The sequence below is a fragment of the Curtobacterium citri genome, assembly GCF_030362955.1.
In the GTDB taxonomy this organism is placed as follows: Bacteria; Actinomycetota; Actinomycetes; order Actinomycetales; family Microbacteriaceae; genus Curtobacterium; species Curtobacterium citri.
Genome location: NZ_JAUCML010000011.1, coordinates 18791 through 35183 on the forward strand (window position 1 = coordinate 18791; position 16393 = coordinate 35183).

Below are 16393 nucleotides of genomic sequence, written 5' to 3' on the forward strand. Positions count from 1 at the left end.
TTACAACGATGTACAGAACGACCAGCATGGGGGCATGAGCTCCCTCGACGGCACCGGCGCCGCCCCCTCTCCCCGCGCATCCCTCCCCCTGGCCTCCGAGCAGGACGGCACCTACCCGCGTCCGCAGCTGCTGCGTCGTGCCTGGGCGGACCTCGACGGCACGTGGTCGTTCCGGAACACCGGGGACGACCCGTCCTGGCGGAGCGGTTTCCCCGACGCGCGGGACATCACGGTGCCGTTCCCGCCCGAGTCGCCGGCGTCCGGCATCGACGAACCGGGCTTCCACCCCGTCGTCTGGTACGCCCGCACCCTGACCCGGGCCGAGCTCGACGCCGCCGGGTACGGCCCCGGGGCCGATCGGTTGCGGCTGCACTTCGGCGCCGTCGACCACCGCGCCCGGGTCTGGATCGACGGCCGGTTCGTCGGCGAGCACGAGGGCGGCCACACCCCGTTCTCGTTCGACGTCACCGAGGCGCTCGGCACCGACCCCGACGGCGAGCACGTGCTGGTCGTCCGCGCCGAGGACGACCCGCACGACGTCACGCAGCCCCGCGGCAAGCAGGACTGGCACGAGGAGCCTCACGCCATCTGGTACCGCCGAACGACCGGGATCTGGCAGACCGTGTGGCTCGAGGCCGTGCCGTCGCGGTCGATCGCGGCCCTCCGCTGGTTGAACGTCGACCACGCCACCGTGCGCCTGACCGTGCGGCTCGCCGGCGAGCGCCGGGACGCCGAACGGGTCCGCGTGGACGCCTGGTGGCAGGGCACGGGCGAGGAGCTCGCGTCGGTCGAGGTCGCCGTGCCCGCCGACGCCGACGAGGTCGTCGTCCCGGTTCCCGTCGCCCGCCAGACGAACGGCCAGGCCGAGGACGAGCTGGTGTGGAGCCCGGAGACCCCGCGCCTCGTCGACGCGACCGTGGCACTCGTCGGGGTCGACGCGGTGGCGAGCTACTTCGGCCTGCGGACGGTCGGCACCGACGGCGGCGCGTTCCTGCTGAACGGGCGCGCGTACGACGTCCGCAGCGTGCTCAACCAGGGCTACTGGCCCGAGTCGCACCTCGCGGCCCCGTCCCGCGCGGCCCTCCGGCGCGAGGTCGAGCTCATCAAGGAGCTCGGCTTCACCGCGGCGCGGAACCACCAGAAGATCGAGGACCCGCGCTTCCTCTACTGGGCGGACCGCCTCGGGCTGCTCGTCTGGGGTGAGGCGCCGGGCGCGTACGCGTTCTCCCCGCTCGCGGTGCAGCGGCTGGTGCGTGAGTGGATGGACGCCGTCGAACGGGACGCCTCCCACCCGTCGATCGTCACGTGGGTCCCCGCGAACGAGAGCTGGGGCGTGCAGCACGTCGCGACCGACCCGGCGCAGCAGGCGTACGCGAGGGCGCTCGCCGACCTGACGCGGGCACTCGACCCGACCCGCCCGGTGATCTCGAACGACGGCTGGGAGCACACGAACTCGGACATCGTCACGATCCACGACTACGAGGGCGACGGCGTCCGGCTCGCGGCGACGTACGCGGACGACGCGGCACGGACGGCGCTGCTCGGCGGCCGCGGACCCGCCGACCGCCGGATCCTGGTCGGTGGGGCGACCGACGAGGGCCAGCCGGTGATGCTGACCGAGTTCGGCGGCGTGGACTTCCAGCCGGGAGCCCGCCGCGAGGACGGCTGGGGCTACACCTCGGCCGTCGACGGCGACGACTGGGTGGACCGGATCACAGCGCTGTACGACGGCGTCCGGGCGAGCTCGTTCCTGGCCGGGTCGTGCTGGACGCAGCTCACGGACACGATGCAGGAGACGAACGGGCTGCTCAACGCCGACCGCAGCCCGAAGGTGCCGATCGAGCGGATCCGGGCGGCCGTCACCGGGCGCTGACGCGCGGCACGTCGGTCCGTTCCCGCAGAACGCAACGTGGGCGGTTCCTCGCAGCGAACTACCGCTGCGAGGAACCGCCCACGTTGCGTGTCGCGGGAGGGTCAGGACGCGAGGAAGCGCAGGACCGTCTCGTTCCACTCGTCCTTGTGCGAGGCGAGCACACCGTGCGGGCCGCCCTCGATGACGTGCGTCTGCGCGTTCGGGATGGCGGCGGCGGTGCGCTGACCGGACGCCTCGAACGGCACGATGCCGTCCGAGTCGCCATGGATGACGAGCGTCGGGACGTCGATCTTCGTCAGGTCGTCGCGGAAGTCCGTCGTCGCGAAGGCAACGGTGCAGTCGAGCGTGCCCTTCGGCGAGGCGAGCTCGGCGATCGACAGGTCGTACGCACGCTGGTCGTCGCTCACGAGCGGCTTCTTGAGCAGGCCCGGCTCGCCGCCCGCCGTGTAGAACATGTCGACGAACTGGTGGAGGAACGCGGGACGGTCGCCCGTGATGCCGTTCGCGAACCAGTCGGCGAGGTCCTGGTCGACCGCGCCGTCCGGGTTGTCGTCCGACTTCCACAGGTACGGCGGCACCGCGCTGGCGAAGACGAGCTTCTTGATGTTGCTGGTCCCGTACCGCGAGGCGTAGCGCGCGAGCTCGCCGCCGCCCATCGAGAACCCGATCAGCGTGACGTTCGACAGCCCGAGCTCGGTGATGAGCTTGTCGAGGTCCGCGGCGAACGTGTCGTAGTCGTACCCGCCCCAGGGCTGCGAGGACTGGCCGAACCCGCGGCGGTCGTAGGCGATGACGCGGTGGCCGGCCTCGACGAGTGCCGGGATCTGGCCCTCCCACGAGCGGCCGGAGAGCGGCCAACCGTGGATCAGGACGACCGGGTCGCCCGAGCCGAAGTCGTCGTAGTGCAGGTCGATGTCGTGGCCGTTCTCGGCGCCGACGGTGATGAAGGGCATGATTCCTCCTGTCGTGGTCCTTCCAGGGAACGCGGCTGATGCAACTCCCTGCACCCTGGTGCTCCCTGGAGGTGCGGCGACCGGACAGTGAACGTCGGCTGTGGAGGTGGGAGGATCGGTCGGTGACCGACCTGGCGGAGACGACCCGTGCCTCCCGGCCGGGGCTGTCGTCCCGCGTCCGTCGCCTGCTCACGGTCGGCCTGGAGGGACGGCACAGCGGGTGGACCGCTCCCCTCCTCGTGTGGCTGGCTTCCCGCGTGGTCAGCACCGTCCTGCTGCTCACGGTCTGGCTGCTCGCCACCGCGCACGGCTGGCGGTTCGCGTCGTACCGACGCGAGGGGACCTTCACGGCGTTCCTCGGGTCGTGGGACGCGTCGTTCTACCGGACCATCGCCGAGCACGGCTACCCGACGACGCTGCCCACCGACGCGGCGGGCCACGTGCTGCCGAACCCGTGGGCCTTCCTGCCGGTGTTCCCGACGCTGGCGCGGCTCGTCCAGCCACTGGCCGGCGGGTCCTTCTGGGCCGCCGGCGTGCTCGTCGCCACGCTCGCCGGGGCCGGCACGTGCGTCGTCCTCTGGCACCTGGTTCGCGCGGTGACCGACGAGCGGCGGGCGACCCGGGCGACGGCGCTCTTCGCGTTCGCGCCGACCGGGTTCCTGCTGCAGGTGGCGTACGCCGAGAGCACGTTCCTGCTCCTGCTGTTCGGCGGCCTGCTCGCACTGGTGCGCCGGCGGTACTGGCTCGTGCTGCCGCTCGGGCTCGTCGCGGCGTTCACGAAGCCGGGGGTGCTCGCGCTCGCGGTGGCCCTCGCGGTGCACCTGGTGGTGCGGGTCGTCCGGGAGCGCCGGGCGCTGCCGGTGCGCGACGCGGTGGCCATCGTCGTCGCCGGGCTCGGGGTCGCGGCGGCCGGCCTCGCGTGGCCCGTCGTCGCGTCGGTGGTGACGGGGCGGCCGGACGCCTACCTCGAGACGGAGACGTCCTGGTGGGTCGGGTTCGTCGGTCGGCAGCACTTCGAACCGCTGACGCCCTGGTTCCGGATGGCCTCGACGTGGCTCGGGCCGCTCGGCGTCGTGCTCGTGGTGGGTGTGCTCGCCGCCGCGGTGTGGGTCTGGACCCGGCGGGGCGTCCGCGCCCTCGGGACGGACGTCGTGGCGTTCACGGCGTCGTACGCGCTGTACCTCGTCGCGGTGTTCCTGCCGCAGCAGAGCCTGCCGCGACTGCTCCTGCCGACGGCGCCGCTCCTCGGGGCGGCGGGCTTCACGGGGACGCGGCGGCGGACGGTCGCGTGGCTCGTGGTCGGGGTGTGCCTGCAGCCGGTCGCGGTCGTGCTGCTGTGGTTCCTCGGGTTCCCCTGAGCACGCGCCGGCGGGTGGGGCGGGCCGAGCGCTGACCGGCCGCGGTCTCGCGGTGCGACGCGCCTCCGCACAACGGAAGGCACGTCGCGCTACGGAATCGCGCGGCGCGACGTGCCTTCGGCTGTGCGACGCGCCACCGCGTGTCGGCGGGACGTCCGCCGTCGGGGCCGCCCCGCGACGCGGTTCTACGCGTCGAACGTGTGGAACCAGGCGGTGCCGCCCGGGTGCTGCACGGTGATCATCTCGTCGAGGTCGCGGTAGGGCCCGTCCTGGTTGTGGCTCGCCGACTTGATCCGGACGGTGCCGTCCGGCTCGGTGAAGACCTCGGAGACGATCGTCACGTGGTCGGGCGACTGGTTGTCGTTCCAGTCGTAGAACACGATGTCGCCGACCCTGACCTTGCTCCGCTCGTCGAGGGAGCGTCGGGTGAGCCCGAACTCCGCCGCGTTGGCCGTCATCCACGGGTCCATCGCCGGGCAGTACGTCCACGTGGCGCTGTGCTGGGCGCCGCCGGCCCGGTTGTACCAGTCGGAGCGCTGCTGCCACCCGCGGGCGACCAGGGTCTGCGACACGTAGTTCGCGCAGTCGCCACCGATCGGGTTCATGGTGCCGTACTCGGCGAGGTTGTAGTCGGACCAGTACCGCATCGCGTACGCGAGCTGCCGGTCGACGTCGGTCAGCGCCGCGTAGGCGACCGTCGACGTCGCGACCGCCGTCGACGCGTCCGGGACGGGTGCAGCCGTGGGCGTCGGGGTCGCGGTCGCCTGGTCCTGGGTCGCACCGGCCTGCCCGTCGTTCGCCGCGCTGCCGTTGCCGTCCGACGACCGGTTGGCGGACGGACTCGGCTCGACCGCCGTCGTGAAGAGCGCGACGTCCGCCGAGCCGGGCGTGTACATCGCCTGGTGCGGAGCCGTGAAGGTCACCTTCGTCGCCGAGGCCCGCACGTCATGCGCCGCGATCCCGCCGACCGTCACCCCGCGGACCTCGGCCAGGCCGGTCCCGGCGACCGTGACGGTGACGCCGCCGGCGAGCGGGACCTGTGCGGGCTCGATCGACGAGGCGGCCGGGCGGGCGCTCGACGACGACCCGCCGTCCTTGCCACCGGAAGCCGCCCCGGACGAGCTCGACGATCCGGACGAGCCCGACGGGCTCGACGTGGCGTCGTCGCCGCGGGAGCAGGCGGCGACGGCGATCCCGATGCCGGCGACGCCGGCGAGGGAGAGCAGGGAGCGGCGGGTGAACGAGGCAGTCATGTCTGCACCAGGGTAGGCGACGGTGCGGCAGGATCACCGGAAGCGCACCACCGACCGGAAGGACCGCCACCCGCATGCCCGAGAGCCACGACTTCTTCGTCGCCGCCGACCCCGACTCCACCCGCCTCCGCGTCCGCGACGCACTCGTCCGTGAGGGCTACATCGTCGAGGACGGCGCGCAGGGCGCCCTGCGTGCGACCCGCGGCAGCCTGGGCGTCACCCTGTTGATCGGGGCGCTCGCGGGCGAGCGGACGTTCCACACCCGGCTCGACGTGCAGCTCATGGTCGCACCGGACGGGAGCACGGTGGCACGGCTCCTCCGCGGGTCCGGGCGGGCGGTGCTCAAGGGCGGGGCGATCGGCGTCGCCCGCGGCACCCGGGCGTTCGAGCAGGCCGCGAACGCGATCCACGCCGAACTCGCGCGCGCTGGCGTCCTGACGGACAGCGCTCCGAGCTGACGACGGGCCCTCGGGAACGCAGAAGGCCACCCGGTCCGGGTGGCCTTCGTGCATCTGGTGGAGCTAAGGGGATTCGAACCCCTGACCTTCTCATTGCGAACGAGACGCGCTACCAACTGCGCCATAGCCCCAAGTGCTCGACCACACTAGCACCACCGCGAGCGCGATCCGAAATCGGGACGCGGCGGCCGGGCGTGCCGCGGCGTCAGACCGCGCGACGTCGACGCATGACCGCGTCGAGGTCGGTCTGCCGGTAGTCGTCGTCGCCGATGACGCCCATGCCGGCCCAGCGGCTCGGCGTCGCGGGCTGCTCGGGCTCGGGCGCCGCAGCAGCCGGAGCGGTTGCGGCAACCGGCGAGGCCGGAGCGGTGGACGCGTCGGCGGACGCGGGTGCACGGAGCCCGAGCCGTTCCGCCAGGCGCCCCTGGTCGTGCGAGGACAGCGAGGCCGCGGCCTCCTCGACGTCGGCACGCAGGCGGGACACCCGCGCGAGCGACGGGTCCTGCTCCCCCGCGCGGATCGCCGCCGCCTCGGCGTCGGCCTCGGCCTTCGCCGCGGCGACGCGCTCCCGCAGCCGGGCGGCGAGCTCCGCCGACGACTCCGGCGAAGGGGCCGGCGCCGACGGCCGCTGCACGTAGAGCGGCTTCGGCACACCGGCCGGGGTCCAGCTTCGGTCACGGGCGGGTCCGGCGGGCTGCTCAGTGGACAGCGGCGGCGCCGGGTCCGTCCAGGTGGCGGCCGGACGGGAGGCACGGGTCGCCTCCGCAGCCCCGGCCGCGGCACGCGCCTTCCGCGCCTGCGCCACCTGGTGCAGCTGCGCGAGGACCGCTGCGGACGCGCCCGCGGCGACGAGCCCCGCGACGGCGACGAGCCACGCTCCGGGTGCCGCGACGAGGACGACGAGCGCGACGACGATCCCGAGCGTGCCGAACAGGGTCGCGCCGAGCCGGGACCGACGCATGCGCATCGCGGTGAGCGCGGGGACCGACGAGACGAGCTCGAGCGTCGGCTGCTGCTCGGCCAGACGCCGGGTGATCTCCCGCTGCCGCGCCGCCTCGTGGGCGCGGACGATCGCGGTGCGCTTGGCCTCCTCGGACCGGGCGACGCGCTGCGCCTCGGCGAGGGACCGTGCGTTCATCTCGACCCGGACCTCGTCGGGGAGCTCGGCGGTCTGGGCGAGGATGCGCAGGGTCTGCTGCAGCCGGATCGCGTTCCGCTCGGTGGCGAGGTACTGGCGACGAGCCGCCCAGGACGGCATGAGGTAGACGACCCAGAGCACGGCCGCGATGAGCAGGACGATGCCGCCGCCCCAGGAGCCGATACCTGCCATGGGGCCACGGTAGGGGTGCGGGTTCCCCCGGCCGCTGATTGCCGGACGCGTGTTGCGCGAGTCGCGACGGAATCCGTCGGAGGAGGCGGTGCCTCCCGTCCGTCAGCGGCGGTGCGTCAGATCCGGGGGCGGGTGTCGAGCGGGACCGCCGCCTCGTCGCGCGCGGCGAGCGGGACGCTGCCGACGCCGGACGGCACCCGGCCGGCGACCCAGCGGTCGAGGACGCCCTCGCGGACCTCCTCGGCCACGAGCGCGAAGCAGAAGTGGTCGCGCCAGTCGCCGTTGATGTGGATGTAGCGGCGGCGCAGGCCCTCGAACCGGAAGCCGAGCTTCTCGACGACGCGGAGGCTCGGGGCGTTCTCCGGTCGGATGCAGATCTCGACGCGGTGGACGCCGACGACGCGGAAGCAGTGGTCGACCGCCATCGCGACCGCGATCGGGGTGACGTTGTGCCCGGCGGCGTCCTCGACGACCCAGTAGCCGATCGACGCGCTGCCGAGGGACCCGTAGGTGATCCCGGAGACGTTGAGCTGCCCGACGAAGCGGCCGTCGAGCTCCATCGCGAACGGGAGCCCGAGCCCCGCCCGGGCGTTCGCCTGGAGCGCCCGGATGCTGCCGCGGACGTCGGTGGAGACGTGCCCGGAGGGGTTCGTCGCCTCCCACGTCCGGAGCCACGACCGGTTGGTGGCGAGCGCGACGTCGAGGTCGCGGGTGTCACGGAGCCGGAGGGGCCGGATGGTGACCCGCCCGTGGGACAGGGTCGGGATCGTCGTCATCGCTGTGGTTCCTCCGGTGCCCGGTGGTCGACCGGGTGGATGCACGAACGGGCCCGGGGGCGACCCCGGACCCGTTCGTGACGGGGTGGCTACTCTCCCGCGTTGAAGTCCTTCAGCCAGGCCTTGAGGTCCGGGCCGAGGTCGTCGCGGTCCGAGGCGAGCTGCACGATCGCCTTGATGTAGTCCAGCTTGTCACCCGTGTCGTACCGGCGTCCACGGAACACGACGCCGTACACGCCGCCGGTCCACTCCTCGGCGCCCGCCATCTTCATGAGCGCGTCGGTCAGCTGGATCTCGCCGCCCTTGCCCGGCTCCTGCTTCTCGAGGACGTCGAAGACCTCGGGGCGGATGACGTAGCGGCCGATGATGGCGAGGTTCGAGGGGGCTTCGCCCTGCGGGGGCTTCTCGACCAGGCCGGTGATCTTCACGACGTCGTCGGTGTCGGTCTCCTCGACCGTGGCGATGCCGTACATGTGGGTCTGCGACTCGGGGACCTCGAGGAGCGCGACGATCGTCGCGTTCTTCTGGCCCTGCACCTCGATCATGCGCTTGAGCAGCGGGTCGCGGGCGTCGATGATGTCGTCACCGAGCAGGACGGCGAACGGCTCGCGGCCGACGTGCATCTTCGCGCGGAGCACCGCGTGGCCGAGGCCGAGCGGGTCGCCCTGGCGGACGTAGTGCATGTCGGCGAGGTCGGTCGACTGGTTGACCTTCTGGAGCTTCTCGTGGTCGCCCTTCTTCTTGAGGGTCTCCTCGAGCTCGGCCACGTGGTCGAAGTGGTTCTCGAGCGCGTTCTTGTTGCGTCCGGTGATCATCAGCACGTCGGTGAGACCGGCGCCGACGGCCTCCTCGACCACGTACTGGATCGCCGGCTTGTCGACGACCGGGAGCATCTCCTTCGGCATCGCCTTGGTCGCGGGGAGGAAGCGCGTGCCCAGGCCTGCGGCCGGGATCACCGCCTTCGAAATCTGGAAGCCCATGCGGATGAACGTACCGGACGACCACTGAGCCGTGGCATGGGCCTTTCGGGGGACACGGCAAGCCGCGTCCTGCGGCGGGAAGCCGCAAACCCGGTCTCGGTAGACTCCCCGCCATGACCGCCGATCTCGGGAACGAGAAGCGCGCCCTGCGAGCCGAGCTCCGGCAGCGGCGGCGCACCCGGACCACGACCGAGCGCGACACGGACACCGCGGGGCTGACCGCCACGCTGCAGCGCTTCGTGGAGGAGCGGCAGGTCCGCTCGCTCGCGCTCTACCTGTCCGCCCCCGACGAGCCCGACGTGCGTCCCTTCCTCGTGTGGGCGCACGAGCACGGCGTCCGGGTGCTGCTGCCGATCACCCGCGAGGACGGCCTGCTCGACTGGGCGGTGGGCGACGGCTCGACCGAGCAGCAGGGCCTGCACGGCATGCCCGAGGTGGTCGGCGAGCTGCTCTCCCCGCTCGCGCTCGGCGACGTCGACGCCATCCTCGCGCCGGCGGCCGCGGTCGGGCACGACGGTTGCCGGATGGGCTGGGGACGGGGTTACTACGACAAGACCCTCGGGTCGATGGCGAACCGCCCGCCCGTCTATGCTGTGATCTTCGACGCGGAGTACCTCGACGAGGTCCCGCGCGAGGCCCACGACGAACCCGTCGACGGCATCATCACGCCGTCGCGCATCATCACCTTCCGGAGCTAGGGTGCCCACCTACTCGTACCGCTGCACCGAGTGCGACAACGCCTTCGACGTCAAGCAGTCGTTCTCCGACGCCACCCTGACCGAGTGCCCCGTGTGCGGCGGCGCCCTGCGCAAGGTGTTCTCGCCGGTGGGCGTCACCTTCAACGGCGGCGGGTTCTACCGCACCGACTCGCGGTCGACGCCGAAGGCCGAGGGGTCGTCGTCGGCGTCCGGCACGTCGTCGACGAGCGAGCCGAAGAAGAGCGAACCGAAGAAGACCGAGTCGAAGCCGGCCGCTCCCAGCGCTTCCTGACGGACGCTCGCCACCGTCGGTACGGTGGGGTCTCCTCGACACGGAAGGAGGCCCGCGTGAAGGGCTTCAAGGAGTTCCTGCTCCGCGGGAACGTCATCGACCTGGCCGTCGCGGTCGTCATCGGTGCCGCGTTCACCGCCATCGTCACGACGATCGTCAACGCGCTCATCAACCCGCTCATCGGCGCGGTGTTCAACGCGTCGAGCCCCGACAAGGCACTCATCGTCGCGATCCCGACGGTCTCCGGTGGTTCGGCGAACATCCTGTTCGGCGCGATCATCGGCGCCGCGCTGAACTTCGTGATCGTCGCCGCGGTGGTGTACTTCGCCCTGGTCGTCCCGGTCAACCGGCTCAAGAAGATCGCCTTCGAGCGGGTCAAGAACGACGAGCAGCAGACGCCGCAGGACGTCCCGCCGACCGACGTCGAGGTGCTGCTCGAGATCCGCGACCTGCTCCGGACGCAGAACGGCGTCGCGGCGGACACCGGCGGCGGCGCGCACGTGGCCCCGTCGACCGCGCCCGAGGGTCCGGGCATCGGCGGCTCGACGAAGCTCTAGTCGCGTCGAACCACGGAACCGACGTCGAACCACGCTGCAGGGCGGGTTCGACGTCGGTTCCGTGGTTCCACGAAGACGGAGGCGGGGCGAAGGCCGGCCGGCGGCTCAGGCCGTGCGGGACACCGTGCGGTGCTTCGCGGCGAGGGCCGCGGCGTACTGGGCACCCGCGATGACGTGGCCGATCGTGCCGAGCCAGACGAACACGAGCGCGAGCACGCGGATCCAGTCGTACTGCGACGCCCACGACGTCGAGGAGAACAGCAGGAGCGGCAGCCCGACGAAGAGCAGCGCGGACCGGATCTTGCCCGTCCACGTGACGTCGAGGTCGGGGTTGCCGCGGAACCACAGCCACGAGAGCACGACGAGCACCAGGTCCACGAGCACGATGATCGCCACGCTCGGCCACGGCAGCAGGCCGACGAGCACGAGCGAGAGCACGATCGCGATGATCGCGAGCCGGTCGGCGATCGGGTCGAGGGCCTTGCCGAGCTGCGACCCCTGGTCGAACTTCCGGGCGATGAACCCGTCGGCCCAGTCGCTGACGCCGAGCACGACGAGCGTGACGAGTGCCCAGCCCGGGTGACCGGCGACGACGAACCCGATGAACACGGGGATGAGCACGAAGCGCACGAGCGTGATCAGGTTCGGCCACGTCTGCCAGTCGGGTCGCTGTCGCGCGGTGTCAGTCATCGCCCCCAGGCTACCCGTCACCAGTGCGGGGGCACGTCCCCCCGGAGTCGGGCGTCGTTCTCGCCCTCGCGGTGGCGGGCCGGTTCCGGCGGCGCGGCCGGGTCGTAGCCCGGCACCGGGCGGGTGGTGACGCGCCTGCCGGGGCGGGACGCGCCTCCCGGCCGTGCCGCCGTATCGACTGCAGGACGGACGCCGTCATCCGCAGCGGGGACGCCGTCGGCCGCGGGGCGGACGGGAGGCGCGGCCTCCGCCGCGTCGTCGGCCCGCGTCCACGTGCCCACCAGCTGGTCGGTCTCCGACGTCACCGGCCCGGCGGCGCGGGACGCGCGCCGGGACCGGGTCACCGACGTGCCGGGATCGGTGGGATGGAGATCTCCTGCGTGGCACCCCGGTCGACACCGAGGACCGACGCGACCGTGTCCGCGACGCGGTCCGGGTCGGAGAACAGCTGGAAGGCGTGCACGCGCACGTAGTGCCACCCGAGTCGGCGGAGCACCTCGGGCCGGAGCCGCAGCGTCTCGCGCAGGGAACCGCGGACCAGCGAGGCGTCCGTCTCGATCGTCACGCAGACACCGCCGTGCGCGGCCACCAGGCCGAGCTTCCCGCGGTGGCCGAGCGCGACCGGGATGCCGCGCATCTCGAGCCGGCGGGCCAGGTCGACGAGCAGCGGGTCGGAGTCGTCCGGCACGTACTCGGCCGCCGTGCGGGCGCGGACCTCGGCGAGGATCTCGGCCAGCGCGACGGTGCCGTGGCCCATGCGCTCGGCCTCGATGTCCGAGGGCTGGAAGCAGGTGACGATGATCATCGAGCGGCGCGCCCGGGTCATCGCGACCGCCAGCAGGCGCTCCCCGCCCGGCTTGCCGAGCGGACCGAAGTCGCGGAGCACCCGACCGTGCGGCGTCCGGCCGTAGCCGATCGAGAACACGACCCGGTCGCGGCTCTGGGCCACGGACTGCTCGAGCGTCGCGACGATGAACGGCTCGGCGCGGTCGCCGATGACGAACTCGGTCAGGTCCTTGTGGCCCTGCGCCGCGGTGAGCACGGCCTGCTCGACGCGGACGGCGTGCTTGGCCGAGGCGGTGATCACCATGAGCGACTCGGTCGGCCGGGTGCGGGCGTGGTCGAGCACGAGCCGGACGACGCGGTCGACCTCGGCGTCGACGCTCTCCACGGCACCGGACTCCGGGTCCGGCACGGCCTTGCCGTCGCTGACGTAGTCGATCGCGATCGAGCCGTGCCCGAGGAACGACCCGGCCCACGGCAGCGACTCGATGCGGCCGCCGTAGAAGCGGCGGTTCACGAGCTCGGCGAGGTCCTCGCCGCCGGCGCGGTACGAGCGGGTGAGCGACAGCGTCGGCAGGAGCGTCGACAGCTTCGCGAGCGCGGAGTCGGCGTGCAGGGCGTCGAGCGTGCCCTCGTCGACCTGCAGGGCACGGCGGTCGGGGTCGACGGCGATGCCGAACGGCGACGGGGTCTGCGTGACCGGGTCGCCGAAGACGACGGTCTGCCGCGCACGACGGACGGCGCCGACGGTCTCGGCGATCGTGACCGCACCGGCGTCGACGAGGATCACCGTGTCGAACGGCATCGTGTCGGCGATGTCGGGCACCTCGTACGGGCTCGCGAGCCAGACCGGCGCGATCGAACGGGACAGGTGCGGCGCGGAGTCCTGCAGCAGGCGCGAGGTGATCGCGCCCTCCTTGAGCTGCGTCTTCAACGCGGTCGCCTCGTCCGGCCAGTCGACGAGGCCGACCTTCCAGTTCTCGGCGAGCTGCCACGCCAGGCCCTGCGAGACCCCGGCCGCGTGCGCGTCGTCCACCAGGCGGAAGTCGGCCTCCACCCGGTCGAGCATGTCGGTGTTGCCGCCGAGCAGTGCCCGGTCGGACTCGAGCATCGTCTCGAGCGCGGACTGCCACCAGGCGAGCTCGAGCTCGGCCGGCACCTGCAGGTCCGGCACGTGCCGGTTCGCCAGGTCGGTGATGAGCGGCTCGAGCTGCAGGTCGCGGAGGGTCTGCATGAGCTCGGTGCGCTCCTGCAGGTTGTGCAGGACGTCGGACTCGGCGGCGAGCTCGGCGATGGTCGGCACGAGCTCGTCGATCGGCAGGTTCGCGAGCTGCCGGTCACGGTCGGTGCGGCCGAGGGGCTCGTCGAGCCGCGCGAGGTCCTGCACGACGTTCGAGAAGAGCACCTGCACGTCGCCGATGCCCGTGGGCACCTCGGGGTTCACGCCCGCGGCGACGTACCGCTGCCAGAGCACGCGCTGCTGCTGCACGCGGGTCAGGGCCTCGTGGAGGTCGGACACGTGCACGCCGGGGCGGACGTACTCGCGTGCCAGCTTCTTCAGGCGACGACGGTTCGTCGACGACATCGGAGCGCCCTCGCCCCGCGGTGCGGTGGCGGCGACGAGCTCGGAGACCGACCGGTCGAACACGACGGGCAGGAAGCGGTCGAGGGTGTCGCGGATCTCGGTGAGCAGGCGGAGGTAGATGCCGAGCTCGTTGATCGTCGTGAACTGCCGCATCCGGGTCGTCGCGACGAGGTCGTGCGCGCGGCGGAGCAGCGTCGGCAGGCCCTCGGTGTCGAGGTCCTGCGCCGTGCGGTGGGCGCGCTGCGCGCCGTCGCTCGAGCCGAACTTCGCGCCGTACCAGGGCGAGTCGTCGGGGCCGTAGCGGAACTCGCCGAGGTTCGCGGCGCTGACCATCGTCTCGGCGACGCGCGAACGCCCCTCGACCATTCTCGTCACCGAGCGCTTCGACAGGCGCGCCGTGGTGGACGGCGGCACCGGCAGGAGCGACAGGCGGGACAGCTCGACGAGGCAGTCGAGCACCGAGACGCCGAAGTCCGCGTCGACCCGGGTGAGCGAGCCGCGGTAATCGGTGAGGACCTTGCGGAGACGGACCAGGGCGTCGTCGACCTCGCGGAGGTTCGGGCGCTGCGACTTCTCGTTACGAGCGATCGCCCGGACGACATCACGGCGCAGCGTGGCCGGGGTGACGGCGACGCCGGGCAGCTGGACCTCGGCGAACCGGGCCGCGATCCCGCGGAGCGTCGCCCGGCGTGGGCTGACCACGAGGACGCGCTTGTTCGCCGCCACGAGGCCGCCGAGCGCGTTGACGATGGTCTGCGTCCCGCCGGTGCCCGGCAGCGTCTTCACGACGATCGAGTTGCCGGCCGTGATCTGCGCGATCACGTTCTCCTGCTCGTCGTCGGCGTCGAGGAGCAGCGTGTCCGTCTCCGGGCTGCGCTCGTCCGACGGGGTCTGCTCGACCGGGTGGTAGGACTGCTCGACCTGCCACTTCGCGCTCGGGTTGCCGGCGAGGGCGTCGAGCACGGGGTGCGACAGGTCGCCGGTGTCCTCGACCATGCCGCTGGCGACCTCGGCGAAGGTCGACACGACCAGGCGCGCGTGCACCGAGAAGCCGGGGATGTGCGCGGTCAGGCCACGGAGCCGGTCGATCACCGGGTTCGGCGTGAACGAGCCGTCCTGCTGCGCGAGCGCGACGAAGGACTGCGCGTCGAGGATGACGCCGTGCTGCTCGTGCAGCGCATCGGCGAGGCCGGGGTTGAGGACGGGCTCGCCGAGCAGGCGCACCTCGAAGTCGCGGCCGTGGCGACGGATCGCGAGCGGGCGCAGGAGCACCGGTCCGCGGAAGTGCTCGTCGCCGTGCTGCCAGTCCGCCATGCCGATGCCGAGCTTGACGGCGTCGATGCCGCGCACGGTCGCGAGCTCGGTGCCCTTCGCCTCGACACGGGCGGCGGCGATGCGGGCGGCGCGCAGCGCCACCTCGTCGCGGATGAGGCTCGACAGCAGCGTCGTCTTGCCCGTGATGAACTGTGCGAGTCCGCCCGGGTGCGTCGTGGACAGCTCGATCCGGGCGCGCGGGTGGTCGCTGAAGTGGGTGAGCGGGCTCGTGCCACCGACACCGGTCAGCTGCGTCCGCCACGCGTCCCACGTCGGTTCGGCGGCGTTGCCGGCCTGGAGGCGCGGGTCACCCAGGCTGATCGCCTGCGGGCTCGTGAGCTGCAGCTCGGGACGCAGGGTGCGGTCCGGCTCGTCCGTCACGACGGTCTCCTGCTGCTGCCCGGCCTCGGGCGTCGGGGCAGCATCGACGGGGACGTCGTCGTTTCCGTCGTCCGCGCCGTCGGTCACCCTGTCTCGCCACACATCCGACACTGTAGGCGGAAGCGGGCGACCCCTGCGGCAATGACCCGAGGTTTCGGGGTTTCCGCGGGAGCCCGATGCCGGTTCGGGAGGGCCGGTGTGGTACCAACGAGGACATGGCCACCGACGACCGCACCGCCCCGTCCGCCCCCGCCACCTCGACGGCGGGCCCGGACCGCCGCCGATCGGTCCCCGCCGAGATCTCCCGCTCCTGGCTCCTCGTGCCGGGCACCGCGGCCGACCGCTTCGAGCGCGCGCAGCGGTCCCGCGCCGACCAGATCATCCTCGACGTCGAGGACGCGGTGGACCCGGCCGCCAAGCCGGGTGCACGACAGACCGTCGCCTCGTGGCTCGCCGGCGGCGGCGAGGCCTGGGTCCGGATCAACGACGTGACCACCCCGTTCTGGGAGGACGACGTCGAGGAGCTCCGCGGCCTGCCCGGTCTCCAGGGCGTGATGCTCGCGAAGACCGAGTCGCCGGCGCAGGTCACGGACACGTGGCACCGTCTCGGCGGCCACACGCCGGTCATCGCCCTCGTCGAGTCCGCGCTCGGCATCGAGGAGTCCACCTCGATCGCCCGGGCGCAGGGTGCGTTCCGTCTGGCGTTCGGCTCCGGCGACTACCGGCGCGACACCGGCACCTCGGCCGACACGCTCGCGATGGCGTACCCCCGCTCGCGGCTGGTCGTGGCGTCGCGCGTCGGCGACCTGCCCGGCCCGATCGACGGGCCCACCGTGGGCTCGGCGCACGCCATCCTCCGCGAGCAGTCCCAGGTCGCGGTGTCGCTCGGCCTGACCGGCAAGCTCTGCCTGGACACCGAGCAGCTCCCGGTCATCAACGAGGTCATCTCGCCGACGCCGACCGACGTGGCGTGGGCGCAGGACTTCCTCGACGACTTCGACGCCCGCGGGCAGGTCATCCGCGACGGGTCCGACCTGCCGCGGCTCGGCCGTGCGCAGAAGATCCAGCGCCTCGCCCGGGCGTTCGGCGTCGAGGCACGGTAGACCGGTCCC

General features: G+C 72.7%; 14 protein-coding genes and 1 tRNA gene. 7 read left to right on the top strand and 8 right to left on the bottom strand.

All coding sequences use genetic code 11. The annotated features are described in order from the left end of the window. The first annotated feature begins 34 nt into the window (after nucleotides 1–34). On the top strand, nucleotides 35–1873 hold the full coding sequence (locus QUG92_RS14610) for a glycoside hydrolase family 2 protein (protein WP_182048110.1): 1839 nt from the start codon (nucleotides 35–37) through the stop codon (nucleotides 1871–1873). A gap of 101 nt (nucleotides 1874–1974) precedes the next feature. Here the strand turns inward: QUG92_RS14610 and QUG92_RS14615 are convergent, their stop codons facing one another. Further along, complete coding sequence (locus tag QUG92_RS14615) at nucleotides 1975–2826, bottom strand: alpha/beta fold hydrolase (RefSeq protein ID WP_289459663.1); 852 nt, start codon at nucleotides 2824–2826, stop codon at nucleotides 1975–1977. Nucleotides 2827–2948: 122 nt separating this feature from the next. Between QUG92_RS14615 and QUG92_RS14620 the strand changes: the two genes are divergently transcribed. Further along, nucleotides 2949–4184: a hypothetical protein gene (locus QUG92_RS14620; protein ID WP_182048108.1), complete on the top strand. Its 1236-nt coding sequence runs from the start codon at nucleotides 2949–2951 to the stop codon at nucleotides 4182–4184. Nucleotides 4185–4369: 185 nt separating this feature from the next. Here QUG92_RS14620 and QUG92_RS14625 read toward each other — a convergent pair whose 3' ends face one another. Then, nucleotides 4370–5437 (bottom strand): amidase domain-containing protein, encoded by a 1068-nt coding sequence (locus tag QUG92_RS14625; RefSeq protein WP_289459665.1) that lies wholly within the window; start codon nucleotides 5435–5437, stop codon nucleotides 4370–4372. A 74-nt stretch (nucleotides 5438–5511) separates the two neighbouring features. Here QUG92_RS14625 and QUG92_RS14630 point away from each other — a divergent pair, with 74 nt between their 5' ends. After that, nucleotides 5512–5895 (top strand): hypothetical protein, encoded by a 384-nt coding sequence (locus QUG92_RS14630; protein ID WP_289459666.1) that lies wholly within the window; start codon nucleotides 5512–5514, stop codon nucleotides 5893–5895. Nucleotides 5896–5950: 55 nt separating this feature from the next. Here the strand turns inward: QUG92_RS14630 and QUG92_RS14635 are convergent. From QUG92_RS14635 to galU, 4 genes are all read right to left on the bottom strand, one after another. After that, nucleotides 5951–6026 (bottom strand) — tRNA-Ala (locus tag QUG92_RS14635). Between the two features lie 74 nt (nucleotides 6027–6100). Beyond that, entirely contained in the window at nucleotides 6101–7225 is a 1125-nt protein-coding gene (locus tag QUG92_RS14640) for a hypothetical protein (protein WP_289459668.1), read from the bottom strand. A 116-nt stretch (nucleotides 7226–7341) separates the two neighbouring features. Further along, nucleotides 7342–8001 carry a GNAT family N-acetyltransferase gene (locus QUG92_RS14645; protein WP_289459669.1) on the bottom strand — a complete coding sequence of 220 codons (660 nt, stop codon included), beginning with the start codon at nucleotides 7999–8001 and terminating at the stop codon, nucleotides 7342–7344. An 89-nt stretch (nucleotides 8002–8090) separates the two neighbouring features. Then, nucleotides 8091–8981 carry a UTP--glucose-1-phosphate uridylyltransferase GalU gene (gene galU / locus QUG92_RS14650; protein ID WP_069711291.1) on the bottom strand — a complete coding sequence of 297 codons (891 nt, stop codon included), beginning with the start codon at nucleotides 8979–8981 and terminating at the stop codon, nucleotides 8091–8093. A 113-nt stretch (nucleotides 8982–9094) separates the two neighbouring features. On the opposite strand from galU, the gene QUG92_RS14655 reads away from it, so the two are divergent. Genes QUG92_RS14655 through mscL form a run of 3 tightly spaced genes read left to right on the top strand, consistent with a single transcriptional unit; the run spans nucleotide 9095 to nucleotide 10528 of the window. Next, a complete protein-coding gene (locus tag QUG92_RS14655; RefSeq protein WP_289459671.1) occupies nucleotides 9095–9679 on the top strand; it encodes a 5-formyltetrahydrofolate cyclo-ligase in 585 nt (194 codons plus the stop codon). 1 nt (nucleotide 9680) lies between these two features. After that, complete coding sequence (locus tag QUG92_RS14660) at nucleotides 9681–9971, top strand: FmdB family zinc ribbon protein (RefSeq protein ID WP_069711293.1); 291 nt, start codon at nucleotides 9681–9683, stop codon at nucleotides 9969–9971. A 56-nt stretch (nucleotides 9972–10027) separates the two neighbouring features. Then, nucleotides 10028–10528 (top strand): large conductance mechanosensitive channel protein MscL, encoded by a 501-nt coding sequence (mscL, locus tag QUG92_RS14665; protein ID WP_289459672.1) that lies wholly within the window; start codon nucleotides 10028–10030, stop codon nucleotides 10526–10528. A 105-nt stretch (nucleotides 10529–10633) separates the two neighbouring features. On the opposite strand, the gene QUG92_RS14670 is transcribed toward mscL, so the two are convergent. Next, entirely contained in the window at nucleotides 10634–11218 is a 585-nt protein-coding gene (locus QUG92_RS14670) for a CDP-alcohol phosphatidyltransferase family protein (RefSeq protein WP_289459673.1), read from the bottom strand. A 340-nt stretch (nucleotides 11219–11558) separates the two neighbouring features. Then, nucleotides 11559–15383, bottom strand: coding sequence for an AAA family ATPase (locus QUG92_RS14675; RefSeq protein ID WP_434533052.1), 3825 nt, complete (start codon nucleotides 15381–15383; stop codon nucleotides 11559–11561). Between the two features lie 113 nt (nucleotides 15384–15496). Between QUG92_RS14675 and QUG92_RS14680 the strand changes: the two genes are divergently transcribed. Then, entirely contained in the window at nucleotides 15497–16384 is an 888-nt protein-coding gene (locus QUG92_RS14680; RefSeq protein WP_220456195.1) for an HpcH/HpaI aldolase/citrate lyase family protein, read from the top strand. Nucleotides 16385–16393: the final 9 nt, after the last annotated feature.